The organism is Streptomyces rapamycinicus NRRL 5491 (genome assembly GCF_024298965.1).
Taxonomy (GTDB): domain Bacteria; phylum Actinomycetota; class Actinomycetes; order Streptomycetales; family Streptomycetaceae; genus Streptomyces; species Streptomyces rapamycinicus.
In genome coordinates, this window is sequence record NZ_CP085193.1 from 4,464,608 (window position 1) to 4,481,672 (window position 17,065).

Sequence of the window (17,065 nt, forward strand, 5' to 3'; positions counted from 1 at the left end):
CCACCATCTTCCGGGCGGTGACTGGTGATACGAGATCAAGAAGAGACGGCGAAGCACCAGGGTGCGCAGCCTCCGGAGGAGGAGGCCCGCACCCCGGAGGCGTTGCCGCACTCCACGACACCGTCCGGTCGGCCGGAGACAGAGGCCCCGGGCTCGGGGGATGACTGCGGCCCGGACGGACCCGAGGGCCATGTGGACCGGGTCTCCGGCGACGAGCCGCTGCTGCCGGCCCGCGTGCACCGCCCCTCCGATCTGCTGCGGACGCTGCTCGGGATCCTCGGCATGGCCCTCGTGCTCGCCATCGCGGCCTTCGCCCACGGCACCACCGCGGGTCTGGAGAAGGACATCGGGCACGGCGCCAACCAGGCGCCCCCGCTACTGATCGACTTCGCGGGGCTCACGGCCGGAGTGGCCGTCCTCGTCCTGCCGGTGGCCTTCGCCTTCGAGCGGCTGATCAAGCGGGACGGACTGCGGATCGCCGACGGCGTGCTTGCCGCGGTGCTGGCCCACGGGGTGTCTCTCGCCATGGACCTCTGGGTCGCCAGGGGCGCCCCCGGCTCGCTCCGCGAGGCGCTCACCCAGCCCGCCCCCGGCGGCACCTTCAGCGACCCCGTGCACGGCTATCTCGCCCCTGTCATCGCCTATATGACGGCCGTCGGCATGGCCAGGCGCCCGCGCTGGCGGGTGGCCATGTGGTGCGTGCTGCTGCTCGACGCCTTCGCGGTGCTCGTGGGCGGCTACACCACACCGTTCTCGATCATCCTTACGGTGCTCATCGGCTGGGCGGTGGCCTACGGCACGCTCTACGCGGTCGGCTCCCCCAATGTGCGCCCCACCGGCCAGCACCTGCTCGCCGGGCTGCGCCGGGTCGGCTTCAACCCGGTCAGCGCCATGCGCGCCGAGGAGCCCGAGGACGAGCACGGCCATGGCGACCGGGGCCGCCGTTATCTGGTCACCCTGGAGGACGGCCCGCCCCTGGACGTCACGGTCGTCGACCGGGAGCAGCAGGCCCAGGGCTTCTTCTACGGCGTCTGGCAGCGGCTGACGCTGCGGACGATCACCCCGCCGCGCAGCCTCCAGTCGCTGCGCCAGGCCCTGGAGCAGGAGGCGCTGCTCGCCTACGCGGCCATCGCGGCCGGGGCCAACGCGCCCAAGCTGATCGCCACCTCCGAGCTGGGCCCGGACGCCGTGATGCTCGTCTACGAGCACGTCGGCGGCCGCCCGCTGCACGCCCTGCCGGACGAGGCGATCACCGACGAACTGCTGGCCGGGGCCTGGCACCAGGTCCAGGCGCTCCAGTCGCGGCGGATCGCCCACCGGCGGCTGGACAGCGACGCCCTGCTGGTCGACCGCAACGGCACGGTCTTCCTGACCGAGCTGCGCAGCGGTGAGATCGCGGCCGGAGACGTGGTGCTGCGGATGGATATCGCACAGCTGCTGACCACCCTGGGCCTGCGGGTGGGCGCCGAGCGCTCCGTGGCCGCCGCGGTGGAGGTCCTCGGCCCGGACGCGGTCGCCGGAAGCCTTCCGCTGCTCCAGCCCCTGGCGCTCGGCCGGGGCACCCGGGCGACCCTGCGCCAGCTCGCGCGCGAGCGCGCCCAGCGCCAGCGGGAGGCCGTCCTGGAGGCGTCCCACGCCGCCAAGGAGGCCCGGGACGCCGAGGCTCGGGAGGCCCTGGAGGCCGCCGGGGGCCCGGAGGCGGCCACCGGCGACCGTAAGACGGCCAAGGCCGAGAAACAGGCGGAGAAGCGCGCCATCGAGGAGGCCCTGGAGGACGCCCGCGAGGAGGATCTGCTCTCCCAGATCCGGCAGCAGGTGCTGCTGGTGAGGCCCCAGGCGCCGATACAGCCCGAACGGCTGGAGCGCATCAAGCCGCGCACCCTGGTCAGCTTCTGCGCGGGGGCCTTCGCCGCGTACTTCCTGCTGTCCCAGTTCACCCATCTCAAGCTGGGCGCCCTGGTCGGCGAGGCCAACTGGATCTGGGTCATCTTCGCGCTCGTCTTCTCCGCGCTCACCTATCTGGCCGCGGCGCTGAGCCTGCTCGGCTTCGTCCCGGAGAAGGTGCCCCTCGGGCGGACGGTGCTGGCGCAGGTGGCCGCCTCGTTCGTGAAGCTGGTGGCGCCCGCGGCGGTCGGCGGAGTCGCCCTCAACACCCGCTTCCTGCAGCGCGCGGGGGTGCGGCCGGGGCTCGCGGTGGCCAGTGTGGGCGCCTCCCAGCTGTTCGGGCTCGCCAGCCATATCGTGCTGCTGCTGACCTTCGGCTACATCACCGGCACCGAGCGCACTCCGGCGCTCTCGCCATCCCGGACGGTGATCGCCGGGCTGCTGACGGCCGCCGTCCTGGTGCTGGTGGTGACCGCGATTCCCGTGCTGCGGAAGTTCGTGTCCACCCGGGTGCGGTCGCTGTTCGCGGGCGTCGTGCCGCGCATGCTGGACGTGCTCCAGCGGCCCAAGAAGCTGCTCGCGGGCATCGGCGGCACCCTGCTGCTGACCGCCGCGAACGTGATGTGCCTCGACTCCGCGATCCGGGCGTTCGGCGGTGAGCTGAGCTACGCGAGCATCGCCGTCGTCTTCCTCGCGGGCAACGCCCTGGGGTCGGCGGCGCCCACCCCCGGCGGTGTGGGCGCGGTCGAGGCCGCCCTGATCGCGGGTCTGACCTTCGCCGGGCTGCCGTACGAGACGGCGGCTCCCGCGGTGCTGCTCTTCCGGCTGATGGTCTTCTGGCTGCCGGTGCTGCCCGGCTGGGTGGCCTTCACCCACCTCACCCGCAAAGAAGCGCTGTAGCGCCGGTGTCCGCCCGCGAAAGGGCGCTGTAGGGCTTTCGCCCGCTCCGCCCGCGAAGAGGCGCCGTAGCGCCCGTAGGGGCCCCGCTGGAGCCCTGCCGCGGTCGCCGGGCGACCCGGCCTCCCCTCACCCGTACGCCCCCGCTGTGCGCGCGTGCGGCGGCCACGGACCTCACGATGGCGGTACCCCCACCCACGGGAGAGCCGCCGTGTCCCGACCTCTGCGCCTCGGTGCGCTGTCCGCCGCCCTGCTGGTGACCGCCCTGGCCGCCGGATGCGGTGGCGACGGCGGACGGCCGGACACCTCGGCCCACCAGAAACCGGACTGGTCCGGCTGCCCCGCCCCCTCCTCGAGCCAGGACGCGGCCGCCACCAAGGCCCCGGGCGGGGAGTGGGAGTGCGCGACGCTCCATGTGCCGCTGGACTACCGCAAGCCGCGCGGCAAGACCATCGGCATCGCCATGATCCGCGCCAAGGCCACCGACCGGCGCCACCGGATCGGCTCGCTGATCTTCAACTTCGGCGGCCCCGGCGGTTCGGGCGTGGCCACCCTCCCGGCGCTCGCGGGCAGCTACAAGCAACTGCGCACCCGCTACGACCTGGTCAGCTTCGATCCGCGCGGGGTCGGCCGCAGCAGCGGGGTACGTTGTCTCCCGGACCGGCAGCTCGACGCCTACTACGCCGCCGACTCCACCCCGAACGACAACGCCGAGGTGAAGAGCCTGGTCCGCCGGGTGAAGACCTACGCCGCCGGATGCGAGAAGAACTCCGGCACGGTCCTGCCGTACGTCGGCACCGCCAACGCCGCCCGTGACATGGATCTCATGCGGCGCGTCCTCGGCGACAAGAAGATGCACTACTTCGGCGTCTCCTACGGCACCGAACTCGGCGGCGTCTACGCCCATCTGTACCCGAAGCAGGTGGGGCGCGCCCTCTTCGACGGGGTCGTGGACCCCATGCAGACGCCCGAACAGGGCGCGCTCGGCCAGGCCAAGGGGTTCCAGCGCGCCCTCGACGACTATCTGAAGGCGTGCACCAGGACCAGCGCCAACAGCTGCCCCACCCAGAACCGGATCCGCACGCTGCTGAAGCGGCTCGACGGCCGTCCGGTGCGCGGCTACGGCGGCCGGAAGCTGACCGAGTCCCTCGCCGACGGCGGTATCGCGCAGTCCCTGTACTCGCGGGAGTACTGGCAGTACCTCACCCAGGGGATCGCCGCCGCCCAGCAGGGCGACGGCAGGATCCTGCTGGCCCTGGGGGACGCCATGAACGGACGCGGCCCGGACGGCCGCTACAGCACCCTCCAGTCCGCCCTTACCGCCATCACCTGCGCCGACTTCAAGCAGCGCTATACGGTCCCGGACATCGAGCGGAAGCTGCCCACCTTCCGTAAGGTCTCCCCGGTCTTCGGCGACATGATGGCGTGGGGCCTGACCCAGTGCACCGACTGGCCGGTCCACGGCGCCTGGACCACGCCCGACGTGAGCGCCAAGGGGGCCGCGCCGATCCTGGTCGTCGGCAACACCGGCGACCCGGCGACCCCGTACGAGGGTGCCGCGCGGATGGCGAAGGAGCTGGGCCCCGGGGTCGGCGTCCAGCTCACCTACAAGGGCGAGGGCCATGGGGCGTACGACAGCGGCAACGCCTGTGTCCGAAGGACGGTCAACGACTATCTGCTCAAGGGCACGGTGCCTCCGAAGGGCAAGGTCTGCACCTAGGGGGTCCGCGGCCGGGCCCGCCGTACGGACGCCGCGCGAACCGTGACGGCTTTGAGAAGAGTTGCGGACGATTCCGCCCCCGCCTCCTCATAGGATCTCCGGATATGCCGAGTTCCCCACGCACCATACGGACCAGGGCGCTGGTCTCCATGACCGCCATGGTCACCCTCCTCACCGTCGCGGGCTGCGATGACGACGGGGGAAACGAGCAGGGCAAGGCGTCGTCCGAGCCCTCGGCGTCGGCCCCGGCCGCGCCTTCGGATTCCGGGCTGCCGGGCTCGCTCACCGGTCAGAAGCTCAACTGGTCGTCCTGCCAGGCCCCGACCGCGATGCAGGGCACCGGTGAGAAGCCGGGAAGCGAGTGGGAATGCGCCACTCTGAAGGTGCCGCTGGACTACGCGAAGCCCAGAGGCGAAACGATCGATCTGGCCATGATCCGCGCCAAGGCCACCGGATCGGACAAGCGCATCGGCTCCCTGGTGTTCAACTTCGGCGGACCCGGCGGCTCCGGTGTCTCCTCGCTCCCCGGTTTCGCCGCCGCCTACGACACTCTGCGCTCACGCTATGACCTGGTGAGCTTCGATCCGCGCGGGGTCGGCGAGAGCGCCGGGGTGCGGTGCCAGAGCGACCAGGAGATCGACGCCTCGGACGCCGTGGACAGCACGCCGGACGACGACGCCGAGATCAAGACCGCGATGGCGGACGCCAAGGCGTTCATCGAGGGCTGCGAGAAGCGTTCCGGCAAGGTGCTCGGCCATGTGGACACCGTGAGCGCCGCCCGTGACATGGACCTCATGCGGCAGGTGCTGGGCGACGACAAGCTGTCGTACTTCGGCATCTCCTACGGCACCGAACTCGGCGGCGTCTACGCTCATCTGTACCCGAAGCGGGTGGGACGCGCGGTTCTGGACGCCGTGGTCGACCCCACCGAGGACCCCGAGCAGGGCTCTCTCGGCCAGGCGAAGGGGTTCCAGCTCGCGCTCGACAACTACCTCGAGGACTGCGCCAAGAAGGGCACGGCCTGCCCGACCGGCGGCGACCCGGCGGCGGGCGCCGACCGGATCGTGGCCTTCCTGAAGAAGCTCGACAAGAAGCCGCTGTCCACCGAGAGCGGCCGCAAGCTCACCCAGGACGGGGCGCTGAGCGGTATCGCCGCCGCGCTCTACGACAAGGAGAGCTGGAAGTACCTGACCCTCGGGCTGCAGGAGGCGATGCAGCTCGAGGAGGGCAACATGCTGCTCGCGATGGCCGATTCGATGTCCGGCCGCGACGAGAACGGCCACTACAGCAACATCAACACCGCCAACGCGGCCATCAACTGCGTGGACGACAGGCAGCGTTACACGGTGACCGATGTGAAGGCGCAGCTGCCGCGCTTCCGCAAGGCGTCACCGGTCTTCGGCGAGTACCTGGCCTGGGGCATGCTCGGCTGTACCGGCTGGCCCGTGGACGGCACCACGGACACCCCTGATGTCAGCGCCCAGGGCTCGGCGCCGGTCCTCGTGGTCGGCAACACCGGCGACCCGGCCACCCCGTACGAGGGGGCCCGGAAGATGGTCCAGGAGCTGGGCAAGGGCGTGGGCGTCGAGGTCACCTACAAGGGGCAGGGCCATGGCGCGTACAACAGCGGCAACGCCTGTATGACGAAGACCGTGAACGCCTATCTGCTGGACGGGAAGGTGCCCGCGGGCGGCAAGACGTGCCGCTGACGCTCTCGCGGCAGCCGTAAGGGGGCCGACGACAGCCGTAAGGGGGCCGGATCGCCGTCGGCGCGGCGGTCCGGCCCCCTTACGGACGGTGCGTACCGGGGATCAGTAGACCGGCTTGTCGGGCTCGATCTGGTTGACCCAGCCGATCACGCCGCCGCCCACGTGGACGGCGTCGGAGAAGCCCGCGGACTTCAGGACGGCCAGGACTTCCGCGGACCGGACACCCGTCTTGCAGTGCAAGACGATCTTCTTGTCCTGCGGAAGGTCCTGGAGGGCGCCGCCCATCAGGAACCCGTCCTTCGGGATCAGCCGGGCGCCGGGGATCGAGACGATCTCGTACTCGTTGGGCTCCCGGACGTCGATGATGTCGATGTTCTCGCCGTCGTCGATCCACTCCTTGAGCTGCTTGGGAGTGATCGTCGAACCGGCCGCCGCCTCCTGGGCCTCGTCCGACACCACACCGCAGAACGCCTCGTAGTCGATCAGCTCGGTGACGGTCGGGTTCGGGCCGCAGACCGCGCAGTCCGGGTCCTTGCGGACCTTGACCTGGCGGTAGGTCATCTCCAGGGCGTCGTAGATCATCAGACGGCCGACCAGCGGGTCCCCGGTGCCGGTGAGCACCTTGATGGCCTCGGTGACCTGGATGGAGCCGATGGAGGCGCACAGCACGCCCAGCACGCCGCCCTCGGCGCAGGACGGGACCATGCCGGGCGGCGGGGGCTCCGGGTACAGGCAGCGGTAGCAGGGGCCGTGCTCGGACCAGAAGACCGACGCCTGGCCGTCGAAGCGGTAGATCGAACCCCACACGTACGGCTTGTTCAGCAGCACGCACGCGTCGTTGACCAGATAGCGGGTGGCGAAGTTGTCGGTGCCGTCCACGATCAGGTCGTACTCGGAGAAGATCTCCATGACGTTGTCCGCCTCGAGGCGGCCCTCGTGCAGCACGACGTTCACGTACGGGTTGATGCCGAGGACCGTGTCACGGGCGGACTCCGCCTTGGACCGGCCGATGTCTGCCTGGCTGTGGATGACCTGGCGCTGCAGGTTGGACTCGTCGACCTCGTCGAACTCCACGATGCCGAGGGTGCCCACGCCGGCCGCGGCGAGGTACATCAGGGCCGGGGAGCCGAGGCCGCCCGCGCCCACACAGAGCACCTTGGCGTTCTTCAGCCGCTTCTGCCCGTCCATCCCGACATCGGGGATGATCAGATGGCGCGAGTACCTGCGGACCTCGTCGACGGTGAGCTCGGGAGCCGGCTCGACCAGGGGTGGCAGCGACACGGGGACTCCGTAAGGGGAGGGAGCAGACGGTTCACCCCCGCGTGAGCGGGGTGGTTTTCTTCTCGTAACACTGCCACGCCCCATCTCATTCCATGACACGTGGTCCGAGTCGCGAGACGATTTCGTCCCAGTAGCCGGGCAGGGCCGTCCACGGGGAATCGGTGCAGGTCCGCCCCTCGGGGTGGGCCGTACGGTCGGTGAAGTAGATCGTGCCCGCACCCTGCCAGCGGGCGATCCTCAGCGCTTCCTCGAGATGCCGGCGGGGGACGCCGTGCACCTGGTGGCAGAACCGTTCGGGCGGATACTCCGCGGTCCACTCGGCCACCTGGGACCAACGGTAGTCGGGCCACGAGCCCCGGAAGGTCACCAGCTGGTCGGCGAGCTCCATATAGCCCTCATGCGGATGGATGCCCTGGCCGAGCACCAGATAGGCCCCGCCCAGCAGCGCGCGCAGCGTGGCCGCCGTACGGCGGACCTCCGGCAGTCCGGGGCGGTCCACCGGGCAGCGCTCCAGACAGAAGCCGTCGACCTGGTACCAGTCCAGGAAGTGGTTCGCGTCACTGATCACCTCGCCGAAGGGGCGGGTGCCGCACCGCAGGTCGAGATGGCCCAGCACCCGTACGCCCGTGGCGCGCAGCCGGGCCGCCGCCGTGAGGCAGTGCGGATCCCGGCGCGCGCCGGGGCCGCGGGCGACATTGAGGACCGCCCAGTGCAGGGGCGCGCCGGGGCGGGTGAGCTCGGCCCACTCGGTGGGCGCCACCAGGGGGTGGGCGTAGCCGGGCACTCCGAAGCCCAGCCTGGCGGCGGTGACCGGGACCTCGTGCCCGGGGTCCGCGGGGATCAGATGCGACATGCCGCCTCCATCCAGATGTCGGCGAGCGACTCCTCCAGCGGGATCCTGGAGCGCCAGCCGAGCCGGTCGCGGGCGGTGCGCACATCGGCCTGCTGCCAGCTGCCGCAGCCGTCCGGGTAGGGGTAGGTGGCGCCGCCGACACCCGCCGGGCCGCCGCCGTGCTCGCCCGCCACCTGGGGGTGGGAGGGCGCGTGACCGTGGGCGGTGGCGTGGCCGTGGGCCGCGCCATGGGGGTGGGCGGGCGCCGGGACGTGGGCCGCGGCGGCCGGGACGTGATGCGGTCCCCCGCGCCCCGGCGGGCTGTCGATCTCGTGCAGGGCGCCGCCGAAGCCCGCCACCCTGGCGAGCACGGAGGCCGCCTCGCGCATCCTCACGGCGCGCCCGCTGCCGATGTTGACCACGCCCTGCGCGGCCGACAGCGAGGCCGCGTGGACCGCCCGTGCCACGTCCCGTACGTCCACGAAGTCGCGCTGCACGCCCAGGCCGCTCAGTTTGAGCTCGCTCTCCCCGGACTGCATCGCGCGCCGCATCGCCTCCGCGAGCCGCCCCAGCGGCGACCCGGCCGGGGTGCCGGGGCCCACGGGCGAGAAGACCCGCAGCACCACCGCGTCCAGCCCGGAGCCCAGCACCAGCTCGGTCGCGGCGAGCTTGCTCACGCCGTACGGGCCGCCGGGGCGCGGCACGGCGTCCTCGGCGGTCGACGATCCGGGCTGCGAGGGCCCGTACTCGGAGGAGCAGCCGATCTGGACGAGGCGGGCGCCGCAGCCGCTGCGGCGCAGCGACTCGCCGACGGTGGCCACGGCGACGGTGTTGTGCCGGGTGAGCTCGCGCGCCCCGCCACGGGTCGCCCCGGCGCAGTTGATCACCACGCCGGGGTGGACCGCGTTGAGGAAGCGGGTGAGTGCGCCCGGGCTGCCGTTGGACAGGTCGAACCGCACATCGGCGTCGTCGCCGCGGCCGAGCGCGGTGAGCTGGACGGCGGGGTCGGCGAGCAGGTGTTCGGCCACATAGCGGCCGAGGAATCCGCCGGACCCGAGCAACAGGACTCTCATCGGTCGCGCCTCCCCGTACCGGCGCGCTGATCGGTCATGTCGCAGCTCATGTGGTTGCTCCTCGGACTCATTGAGGGGGGGAAGGACGGGGGGGGGCGGGTTCGGTGGGCGCCTTACGGGCGCGGTGGGCCCCTTACGGGCGCGGTGGACGCCTTATGGGCGCGGTGGACGCCTTATGGGGCGCGGTCCGGGGCGGTGCCGGTCGTACGGGTGTCACAGGCGCCCCGGGCGGTACGCGCGCCGGGGTCGCCGTGGGCGGAAGCCCGGCACAGGACGCCGAACGCGCGGATCAGCAGGGCGAGCGCGGCGGCGCCGCAGGCGGCCGCGGGGACGGCGGCCGCGTCCTGGACGGCGGTCAGCCGTGCCACGGGCTCCCCGAACGGCGCGGCACCCGGCAGCCGGGCGGCCGCCGCCGTCGCCAGGGCCGCGGCCTGGACCGCACAGGCCACGGCGACGCCGCTGAGCGCGGCCCTCCGGAAGCCGTGGACGGCGAGCAGCCGGGCGAGGAACAGCAGCCCGCAGAGCGCCACGACGGCGGCCTCGGCCGTCGAGAGGGGCGCGGCGGCGGGAGGCGATCCGGGCACCGTGAGCCGGGCCGCGAGCACCAGGGCCGCCAGAGCGCAGAGGAAGGCCGTCACCACGCCCGCGAACAGCGGGCGCACCCCGGCCGCGAACTCCCCCAGACCACGGCTGACCGCCAGCCTGCGGCGCGCCCTGACGGCGAACCAGCGGGCGCACCACGCGGCGGGCGCGGCGGCCAGGGCGAAGAGGACGGCGGCCTCGGCCGCCGGCGCCGCGTCGTAAGGGCGGCGGCCGTCGAGGAGCCCGGTGAGCAGCCAGTCCCCGGCGGCGGCGTACCCGAGCAGCCACCCGGTGCCGAAGGCGTGCGCCATACGGCCCCCGCGCCCGCTCCCACGGACGCGCAGGGGACCACGGCGCAGACACAGCCACAGGGCGATGAGCGTCAGGACGGCGCCGCCCACACCCAGGGCGAGGCCGACGGTGGTGTCCTTACGGATGGCATCACGGATGGCATCGACGCGGAAGGCGGCGGAGGCGGTCGCCGCGCACAGGGCGCCCGGCAGCAGCCACCGCGCCGCGAGCGTGATCCGCGCGGCCGGCGCGCGCCCCGGCGCGGGGGCGTCCGGGGGCGCGGGCTCCTCGGCGCGCGGCACCCGGGCGTACAGCTCCTCGGCGAGCGAGAAGACATCGCGGTGCCGGAAGCGCGCGGCGGTGCGATCCGTCACACCGTGGGCCTCCAGCCCGGCGGCGATCTCCAGCGGATCGACGGCGCGGGCGCACAGGTCGTGGTGGCGGTGCATCAGCGCCCGCACCGGATCGGCGGGCCCGCGCCGCCCCTTCCCCTGCCCCTTCCCGGCGCCGGTGCGCGCGGACGCCTCGTCCGGCCGCCGGGAGACCGGCACCCGGGAGACCGGCACCCGGGCGGGCCCGGACAGCGCGGCGAGGCCGCGATCGGAGGTGGGGGCGCGATCGGAAGCGAGGCCGCGATCGGGGGCAGGGCCGCGGTCCGGGGCAGGGCCGCGATCGGGGGCAAGACCGCGATCAGAGGCGAAGCCTCGGTCCGAGGAGGCCGGATCGAACGGGCCGTTCCGCCGGGAGGGCGTGGTCATGCGCCCTCCTCGGACGGGCGCGGGCCCACGCCCAGCGGCTCGCGTGGCGGTGCACCGGCCCAGGTGGGGGTGTGCTCCGGGGCGGGGCGGGAGGCGGCCGGGCCGGGCGGCCGGTGCCCGGAGCCGTCACCGTCGCGGCCCGCGGTCCAGCGCCCCGGCACATGGGCCTCGGCGGGGCGGGCGAACGGCAGCGGCCCGCCGCTCTCGCCGACCTCCTCGCGCGGCACCGGGCAGTGCGACATCAGCTCCAGATAGATCCCCCGGAACGCCGCGACGTTCTGCTCGACGGTGAACAGCTCCAGCGCACGGGCACGCGCGGCGGCGCCCAGGCGCGCACAGCGCTCGGCGTCGCTCAGCAGCGCCAGGCACGCGTCCGCGAGCGCCCGGGGATTGCGCGGGGGGACCACAAGGCCGGTCCCGCCGATGACCTCGCACACCGCGCCCACGTCCGTGGACACCGTGGCCCGTCCGCAGAACATCGCCTCGACCAGCCCGACCGGAAAGCCCTCGACCACGCTGGACAGCACCACGACGCCGCCCGCCCCATAGGCATCGGCCAGGGTCGGCACCTCGGGGTCGCCGAGCCGCTCGAAGGAGACGGGGTTGTCACCGGCGGAGTGGGCGTCCGCCGCCTCGTCGGGGAAGAGGTGGTCGGCCAGCGCCCGGCAGTGGGCCGGATAGCCGTCCGGCCCCGGGTCCTCGCCGCGCCGGGTCTCGATGATCCTCAGCCGGGCGTCCGGCTGCCACCGGCGCACCTCCGCGAAGGCGTGCAGCAGGGCGATGACGTCCTTGGGGGGCTCGATCCGGCCCACCCACACCAGCGTCCGGTCGTCGCCTTCTGAGGGGGCCGCGTCCTGCTCGCCGACCTCCGCGAACCGGGCGGCGTCCATGCCCGGGTAGACGGTGCGCAGCCGCTCCCGGTCGGCGCCGCACCGTTCCTGCCAGCGGCGGGTGTGGGTATTTCCGGGGGTGATCAGATCCGCCCGCGCGTACGCCTCGGCGGCCAGCCGGCCGTGGAACGCGGTCAGCAGGGACCGTACGGGCCCGGAGAGCGGCCGTCCGCTCTCGGCACCGCCCCCAACGTCCCCACCCGCCGCACCCGCCAGATAGCACTCGCGCAGCCGTACGCCGTACTCGGTGAGCAGCAGCGGGGTGCCGAAGCGGCGCTTGGCCAGCAACCCGGGGAGCACGGCCGCGCCGCCGGTCGCGGCGTGGCACAGATCCACCCCGGCCAGCCCCGGATCGCCACCGGGCCCGTCGCCGTACCAGTCGAGCGAGAGCGGGCGCAGTGCGCGCTCCAGGGCCTCGGTGACGGTCAGCAGATCGGCGACCCGCGCCCGCTGCGCGCCGTGCGGCGCCCCGAGGGTTCGGCAGGCCCGCTCCAGCGTCCTTACGGCGTCCTCGGAGCGGAGCGCGGCGGACAGTCCGCCGTACTCCCCCGCCAGGTCCGCGAGGCCGTGGAGACCATTGGCGAAACGGTCCGCCTGGTCCGTGGAGCACCCGGGCGCACCGGAGCCATGGGGCACACACGAACCATGGGACGCATCAGGACCATGGGGCACACCGGAGCCGTAGGGCGCGCCGGAGCCGTAAGGCGCGCTGATCGCCGCGGCCAGTTCCCCGAAGTGCTCGGCGAACCGCCGCCGCTGCCGGCGGCCGCCCCACCCGCCCCGCCGGGGCTCGGGCTCTCCCCACAGCGGCGCCGTGCACACCCGGCCGACATGCCGCGGCAGCTCACCCCAGCCCGCACCCTCCTGGCCGGGGTCGCGGCTGAGCGCGTACACCTCGAACTCATGCTGGGCGAGCCCGCGCACCAGCCGGTCGCACCACACCCGCGCATCACCGATCGCATACGGATAGCCACCCTCCGTAAGCAGTCCCACGCGCATGAGCGCACCCCCGATCTCCCAAACGGGCCGTTCGTCTGCCGTCGTCACCGGCGGCGGCCGCCGTCAGGCAGCGGGAGCACGTTATGCGCGCAGGGCCATGGCGCGATGGACGGTTGTCCGTCGCACCACCGGAAGGGGTGAACGCACGTGACCTATCGGGAATTCAGGCGTTGCGAGGCGCTATATGGGCCGTACGGGCCCGTCAGCCCTTGGGGAACGGCCAGGCGTTGGGGCGGCAGGTGGCGCCGTCCGTCGACAGGAACTTGGTCTGCTGCATCATCACCGGTGCGAGCGCGCCCTGCTTGGAGCAGATCTCGTGGTTGTGGCCGAGACGGTGGCCCACCTCGTGGTTGATGAGCATCTGGCGGTAGGAGTGCACCTTGTCGTCGCCGAAGGTCTTGGCGCCCTGCGCCCACCGATAGGCGTTGATCATGACGCGCTCGGTGGACGCCGAGTCGCAGGAGACGTTGTCCTCGGTGGTGTCCAGGCCGGACTTGGCGCACCACGCCGCCGTGGTCCCGGGGCTCGCGAGGGTGATCACGAAGTCCGCATGCCCGGACGAGACCCGCTCGAAGGTGCGAACGCCGCCATGCCCCCAACTGCGGTCGTCGTTCAGCGTCTTGTGCACGGCCTCGGCGAACAGCTCGCCGTCGAGCGGCAGTCCCTTCTCCACATCGACGCGGTAGCGCAGCACCTGGCCGCGGCCGGGCCCCTTGTCACGCCCGCCGACGGTCCGGAAGGCGCCGGAGCCGCGCAGCTTGGCGTCAAGCGGAAAGAGGGCCGCCATCTTCTCGTCATAGGTGACGGGGGCGGGCGAGTTCGCCGAGCGGGCCGCACCGCGGCCGTCGTCGGCGTGGGAGCCGCGGCCGCCGCGGGAGGCGGTGTCGTCGCCGCTCTCCGAACCGCCCCGGGCCTGCGTCTTACCGCCGCCGCCCTGCGGTCCGCTCGCGACCTGTCCGGCCACCACGACGGCCAGCACGGTGGTCACGGCCGCGGCGGCGACACCGGTGAACGTGCGCCCCTTACCGCCCTTGGTGACGCCGCGCGCCCCCTTGCCCGGGAGCTCCTGCCCGTCGTCGTCCGGCCCGTTCCCGCCGTCGCCGCCCGAGCCGCCGCCGAACCCCCCGGAGGGGGTGGCCGCCCGCTGCGTACGGCGCTGCGGGGGCACGCCGCCCGGCGCACCGGCGGCGAAGACGTCGTCGCCGTCGCAGTCCAGGGCGTCGGGGGTGTCGAACGCCTCGATGTACTCCTTGCGCGGGCCGGGCATCAGACCGGCCGCGCCCCCCGTGCCGCCTGTGGTCGGGCGCTGCGGCGGGTTCATGGTGCGCATGCCGTAAGGGGGCCGCTGACCGCCGGGACCGCCGCGGAACCCGGGACCACCGGGTCCACCGGGTCCACCGGGACCGCCACGACCACCAGGGCCACCGGGTCCACCGGGTCCGCCAGGACCACCGCGACCACCAGGGCCGCCGGGCCCACCAGGGCCTCTGACCCCGCCCGGACCGCCGCCGCGGCCGCCGACCGCGCCCCAGCCGCCGCCCGCCTCGCGCTGCTCGGGATGTCCGCCCCTGGTGCGCGCCGCGGGCCCGTCGGCTCCGTAAGGCAGTCTCGGCACACCCTGCGGCGGGGTGACCCCGGGATCCGGGGCGCCGGGCCCCGGGGCGGCCCGGCGGCGCCCGGTCCCCGGTCTGCCGCCGTCGGCCGCGGAGGCCTCACCGGACGCGCTGTACTCGACGAACTCGGGGCCCGAGCCCTGCCCCTGGCCGGAGCCCGCCGCGGCGGACCGGCGTTCCCGGCCCTCCTGGCTGCCACGTGCGCTGTGTTTACCCACGCGCCGCACCGCTCCCGTCCGCGCCGGACACCGGTACGGCCCCCCGCGCCTCCCGGCTCTCCCGGTCATCTCGTTGATCAACGTCGTCGAGCAGCTCGCGCATCCCGCGCGCCACCGCCTCGGGATACTCCATCATCGCGACATGCCCGGCGTCCAACAGCGTCAACAGACGCGAGTCGCGGAAGGTGGCGTTGGCCCGATCCGCCATCCTTACGGACACCAACTGGTCCCGGCCGCCGTAGACGAGCAGTGTCGGGGCGAGCACCCGCTCGGCCTGACGCCACAGGGAGTGCTGACCGCCCAGGGTGTACGAATCGACGACACCGCGTGCGGAGCGGGTGAGCGCGTCCCAGAAGTACGGGAGGGTGAGCCGGCGTTCGAACTCCTCCACCGCGTGGCCGAAAGCCTCCCGGGTGACCAGGGACGGATCGCCGAAGGTGAGCAGCATCACCTCGCGGGTGCGCCGCTCCGCGTCCCAGTCCCTGGTCAAGCGGGTGAACAGCCGGGTCACCCCGGGCACCGCGAGCAGGCCGGTCGGCACCGCGGTGCGCTGCGGGCGCAGTTCGGGCAGCGCGGGCGAGACGAGCGTGAGGGTGCGCACCAGATCGGGCCGCACCGCCGCGACGCGGGTGGCGATCGCGCCGCCCATCGAATTGCCGACCAGATGGACCGGTCCGCGGGCCTGCGCGTCGAGGTAGCGGATCATGGCGCGGGCATGGCCGGTTATCGAGTAGTTGCCGTCGTCCGGCGGCGGGGAGTCGCCGAAGCCGGGGAGGTCGAGCGCCTCGCCCTCCACCCGGTCGGCGAGCAGCTCCATGAGCGCGGACCAGTTCTGCGAGGAGCCGCCGAGGCCGTGGACGAAGAGCGCGGGCGGCAGCCCGGAGGCGGCCGGCGGACGGCAGCGCACGGTCATCGTGAGCCCCGGGAGGGCGGCGGTCCGCAGCTTCTCCCCCGCTCCGACCCGCACGGGCCTCGCGGGCGGCACCGCCGCGACGATGCGGGCTTCCGGCGGCTCTGTCGAAGACATGCGGCAATGTTACGAGACGATCACGCGCGTGACCGTGTGTTCACGCTCACAGACCACGTAGCGTCCGAAAGTGACCTCTCCTAGGCTCGTAAGTCACAGGGGCGATCACCTTGCCACTGGCTCACCACCGGTTGGCCGCCACCGGGCAGCCGTCGGTGGAAAGCCGCCGTAAGTGGGAACCCATCACTGGCGCCCTCCACTGGCGAACCACCGGTGCGAAGCCGCCACAGGGAACAGGGAAGGGGAGTACATGTCCATCGACCCAACCGACCCCGACACCTTCGAGGACTCCGTGGAGAACGCCGACGAGACCGCCGTGCGCGACGTCGAGGCTCCCGAGGCGGACGCCGTCGAACAGCACCGCGAGGTGATCTCCCGCCGCGACGAACGGCCCAGGGCCGACGAGTCCATGGAAGCCAACGAGGCCGACCGGGCGGAACAGGCACGGATCGTCGAGGAGAACGAGGAGGACTACCGGTGACCAGCGTCATTTATGGGCTTTTCATAGAGTCCGGTACATGAAATTCTCCGCACGAACAGCGCGCCGCACTGTTACCCAAAAGTACGATGGCGGGCGCGATGGACATCGTGCACAGGGATCATTCATTGGGAGGCGGCGTGACAGCCATCGAGCAGACCGAGGCGCGCCCACGGGGTACGCGCCTGCCGCGCCGAGCCCGACGTAATCAGCTGCTGGGGGCGGCTCAGGAGGTCTTTGTCGCGCAGGGCTACCACGCGGCCGCGATGGACGACATCGCCGAGCGCGCCGGGGTCAGCAAGCCGGTGCTGTACCAGCACTTCCCGGGCAAGCTGGAGCTGTATCTGGCCCTGCTCGACCAGCACTGCGACGCCCTGCTCCAGGCGGTGCGCACCGCGCTCGCCTCGACCACCGAGAACAAGCAGCGCGTCGCGGCGACCATGGAGGCGTACTTCGCCTACGTCGAGGAGGAAGGCGGCGCCTTCCGGCTCGTCTTCGAGTCCGATCTGACCAACGAGCCCGCGGTGCGCGAGCGCGTGGACCGCGTCTCGCTGCAGTGCGCCGAGGCGATCTGCGAGGTCATCGCCGAGGACACCGGGCTGTCCCGGGACGAGTCGATGCTGCTGGCCGTGGGCCTCGGCGGGGTGTCCCAGGTGGTCGCGCGCTACTGGCTCTCCAGCGAGAGCGCCGTGCCGCGGGACACCGCTGTGCAGCTGCTCACCTCGCTGGCCTGGCGGGGTATCGCGGGCTTCCCGCTGCACGGGTCCGAGGGCGGCCACTGAGCGGGACCGCCGGGCGGACCCGCTGAGCGCG

At 73.0% G+C, this 17,065-nt stretch carries 12 protein-coding genes; 5 read left to right on the top strand and 7 right to left on the bottom strand.

The window, feature by feature from the left end; genetic code table 11:
* The first annotated feature begins 24 nt into the window (after positions 1–24).
* From LIV37_RS18230 to LIV37_RS18240, 3 genes are all read left to right on the top strand, one after another.
* Positions 25–2,784 carry a lysylphosphatidylglycerol synthase transmembrane domain-containing protein gene (locus LIV37_RS18230; RefSeq protein WP_121824796.1) on the top strand — a complete coding sequence of 920 codons (2,760 nt, stop codon included), beginning with the start codon at positions 25–27 and terminating at the stop codon, positions 2,782–2,784.
* Positions 2,785–2,992: 208 nt separating this feature from the next.
* Complete coding sequence (locus LIV37_RS18235; RefSeq protein ID WP_020868586.1) at positions 2,993–4,501, top strand: alpha/beta hydrolase; 1,509 nt, start codon at positions 2,993–2,995, stop codon at positions 4,499–4,501.
* A 104-nt stretch (positions 4,502–4,605) separates the two neighbouring features.
* Complete coding sequence (locus tag LIV37_RS18240) at positions 4,606–6,210, top strand: alpha/beta hydrolase (RefSeq protein ID WP_020868587.1); 1,605 nt, start codon at positions 4,606–4,608, stop codon at positions 6,208–6,210.
* Positions 6,211–6,312: 102 nt separating this feature from the next.
* Here LIV37_RS18240 and moeZ read toward each other — a convergent pair whose 3' ends face one another.
* The 7 genes from moeZ to LIV37_RS18275 form a co-directional block, all read right to left on the bottom strand.
* A complete protein-coding gene (gene moeZ, locus LIV37_RS18245) occupies positions 6,313–7,491 on the bottom strand; it encodes an adenylyltransferase/sulfurtransferase MoeZ (RefSeq protein ID WP_020868589.1) in 1,179 nt (392 codons plus the stop codon).
* Between the two features lie 85 nt (positions 7,492–7,576).
* The gene (locus tag LIV37_RS18250; protein WP_020868590.1) at positions 7,577–8,344 is read right to left on the bottom strand and encodes a spherulation-specific family 4 protein; all 768 of its coding nucleotides are present in this window, start codon (positions 8,342–8,344) and stop codon (positions 7,577–7,579) included.
* Entirely contained in the window at positions 8,332–9,396 is a 1,065-nt protein-coding gene (locus tag LIV37_RS18255; protein ID WP_121824795.1) for an SDR family oxidoreductase, read from the bottom strand. The genes LIV37_RS18250 and LIV37_RS18255 overlap by 13 nt, the downstream gene beginning before the upstream one ends.
* Positions 9,397–9,569: 173 nt before the next feature.
* Positions 9,570–11,027 (bottom strand): hypothetical protein, encoded by a 1,458-nt coding sequence (locus LIV37_RS18260; RefSeq protein WP_185057974.1) that lies wholly within the window; start codon positions 11,025–11,027, stop codon positions 9,570–9,572.
* The gene (locus LIV37_RS18265; RefSeq protein WP_020868592.1) at positions 11,024–12,916 is read right to left on the bottom strand and encodes a DUF3492 domain-containing protein; all 1,893 of its coding nucleotides are present in this window, start codon (positions 12,914–12,916) and stop codon (positions 11,024–11,026) included. Before LIV37_RS18265 ends, LIV37_RS18260 begins: the two co-directional genes overlap by 4 nt.
* Before the next feature lie 202 nt (positions 12,917–13,118).
* Positions 13,119–14,816 (bottom strand): DUF3152 domain-containing protein, encoded by a 1,698-nt coding sequence (locus tag LIV37_RS18270; protein WP_121824794.1) that lies wholly within the window; start codon positions 14,814–14,816, stop codon positions 13,119–13,121.
* Positions 14,740–15,774, bottom strand: coding sequence for an alpha/beta fold hydrolase (locus LIV37_RS18275; protein WP_121824793.1), 1,035 nt, complete (start codon positions 15,772–15,774; stop codon positions 14,740–14,742). Before LIV37_RS18275 ends, LIV37_RS18270 begins: the two co-directional genes overlap by 77 nt.
* A gap of 250 nt (positions 15,775–16,024) precedes the next feature.
* On the opposite strand from LIV37_RS18275, the gene LIV37_RS18280 reads away from it, so the two are divergent.
* The gene (locus tag LIV37_RS18280) at positions 16,025–16,255 is read left to right on the top strand and encodes a hypothetical protein (protein WP_020868596.1); all 231 of its coding nucleotides are present in this window, start codon (positions 16,025–16,027) and stop codon (positions 16,253–16,255) included.
* Positions 16,256–16,392: 137 nt separating this feature from the next.
* Positions 16,393–17,034 carry a TetR/AcrR family transcriptional regulator gene (locus LIV37_RS18285; RefSeq protein ID WP_044570254.1) on the top strand — a complete coding sequence of 214 codons (642 nt, stop codon included), beginning with the start codon at positions 16,393–16,395 and terminating at the stop codon, positions 17,032–17,034.
* The last annotated feature ends 31 nt before the right edge of the window (positions 17,035–17,065 follow it).

Bases quoted from the DNA above. Each gene is read 5' to 3' on its own strand.
- LIV37_RS18240 (WP_020868587.1), top strand. From the start codon at position 4,606: ATGCCGAGTTCCCCACGCACCATACGGACCAGGGCGCTGGTCTCCATG.
- LIV37_RS18250 (WP_020868590.1), bottom strand. From the start codon at position 8,344: ATGTCGCATCTGATCCCCGCGGACCCCGGGCACGAGGTCCCGGTCACC.
- LIV37_RS18255 (WP_121824795.1), bottom strand. From the start codon at position 9,396: ATGAGAGTCCTGTTGCTCGGGTCCGGCGGATTCCTCGGCCGCTATGTG.
- LIV37_RS18260 (WP_185057974.1), bottom strand. From the start codon at position 11,027: ATGACCACGCCCTCCCGGCGGAACGGCCCGTTCGATCCGGCCTCCTCG.
- LIV37_RS18265 (WP_020868592.1), bottom strand. From the start codon at position 12,916: ATGCGCGTGGGACTGCTTACGGAGGGTGGCTATCCGTATGCGATCGGT.
- LIV37_RS18270 (WP_121824794.1), bottom strand. From the start codon at position 14,816: ATGACCGGGAGAGCCGGGAGGCGCGGGGGGCCGTACCGGTGTCCGGCG.
- LIV37_RS18275 (WP_121824793.1), bottom strand. From the start codon at position 15,774: ATGTCTTCGACAGAGCCGCCGGAAGCCCGCATCGTCGCGGCGGTGCCG.
- LIV37_RS18280 (WP_020868596.1), top strand. From the start codon at position 16,025: ATGTCCATCGACCCAACCGACCCCGACACCTTCGAGGACTCCGTGGAG.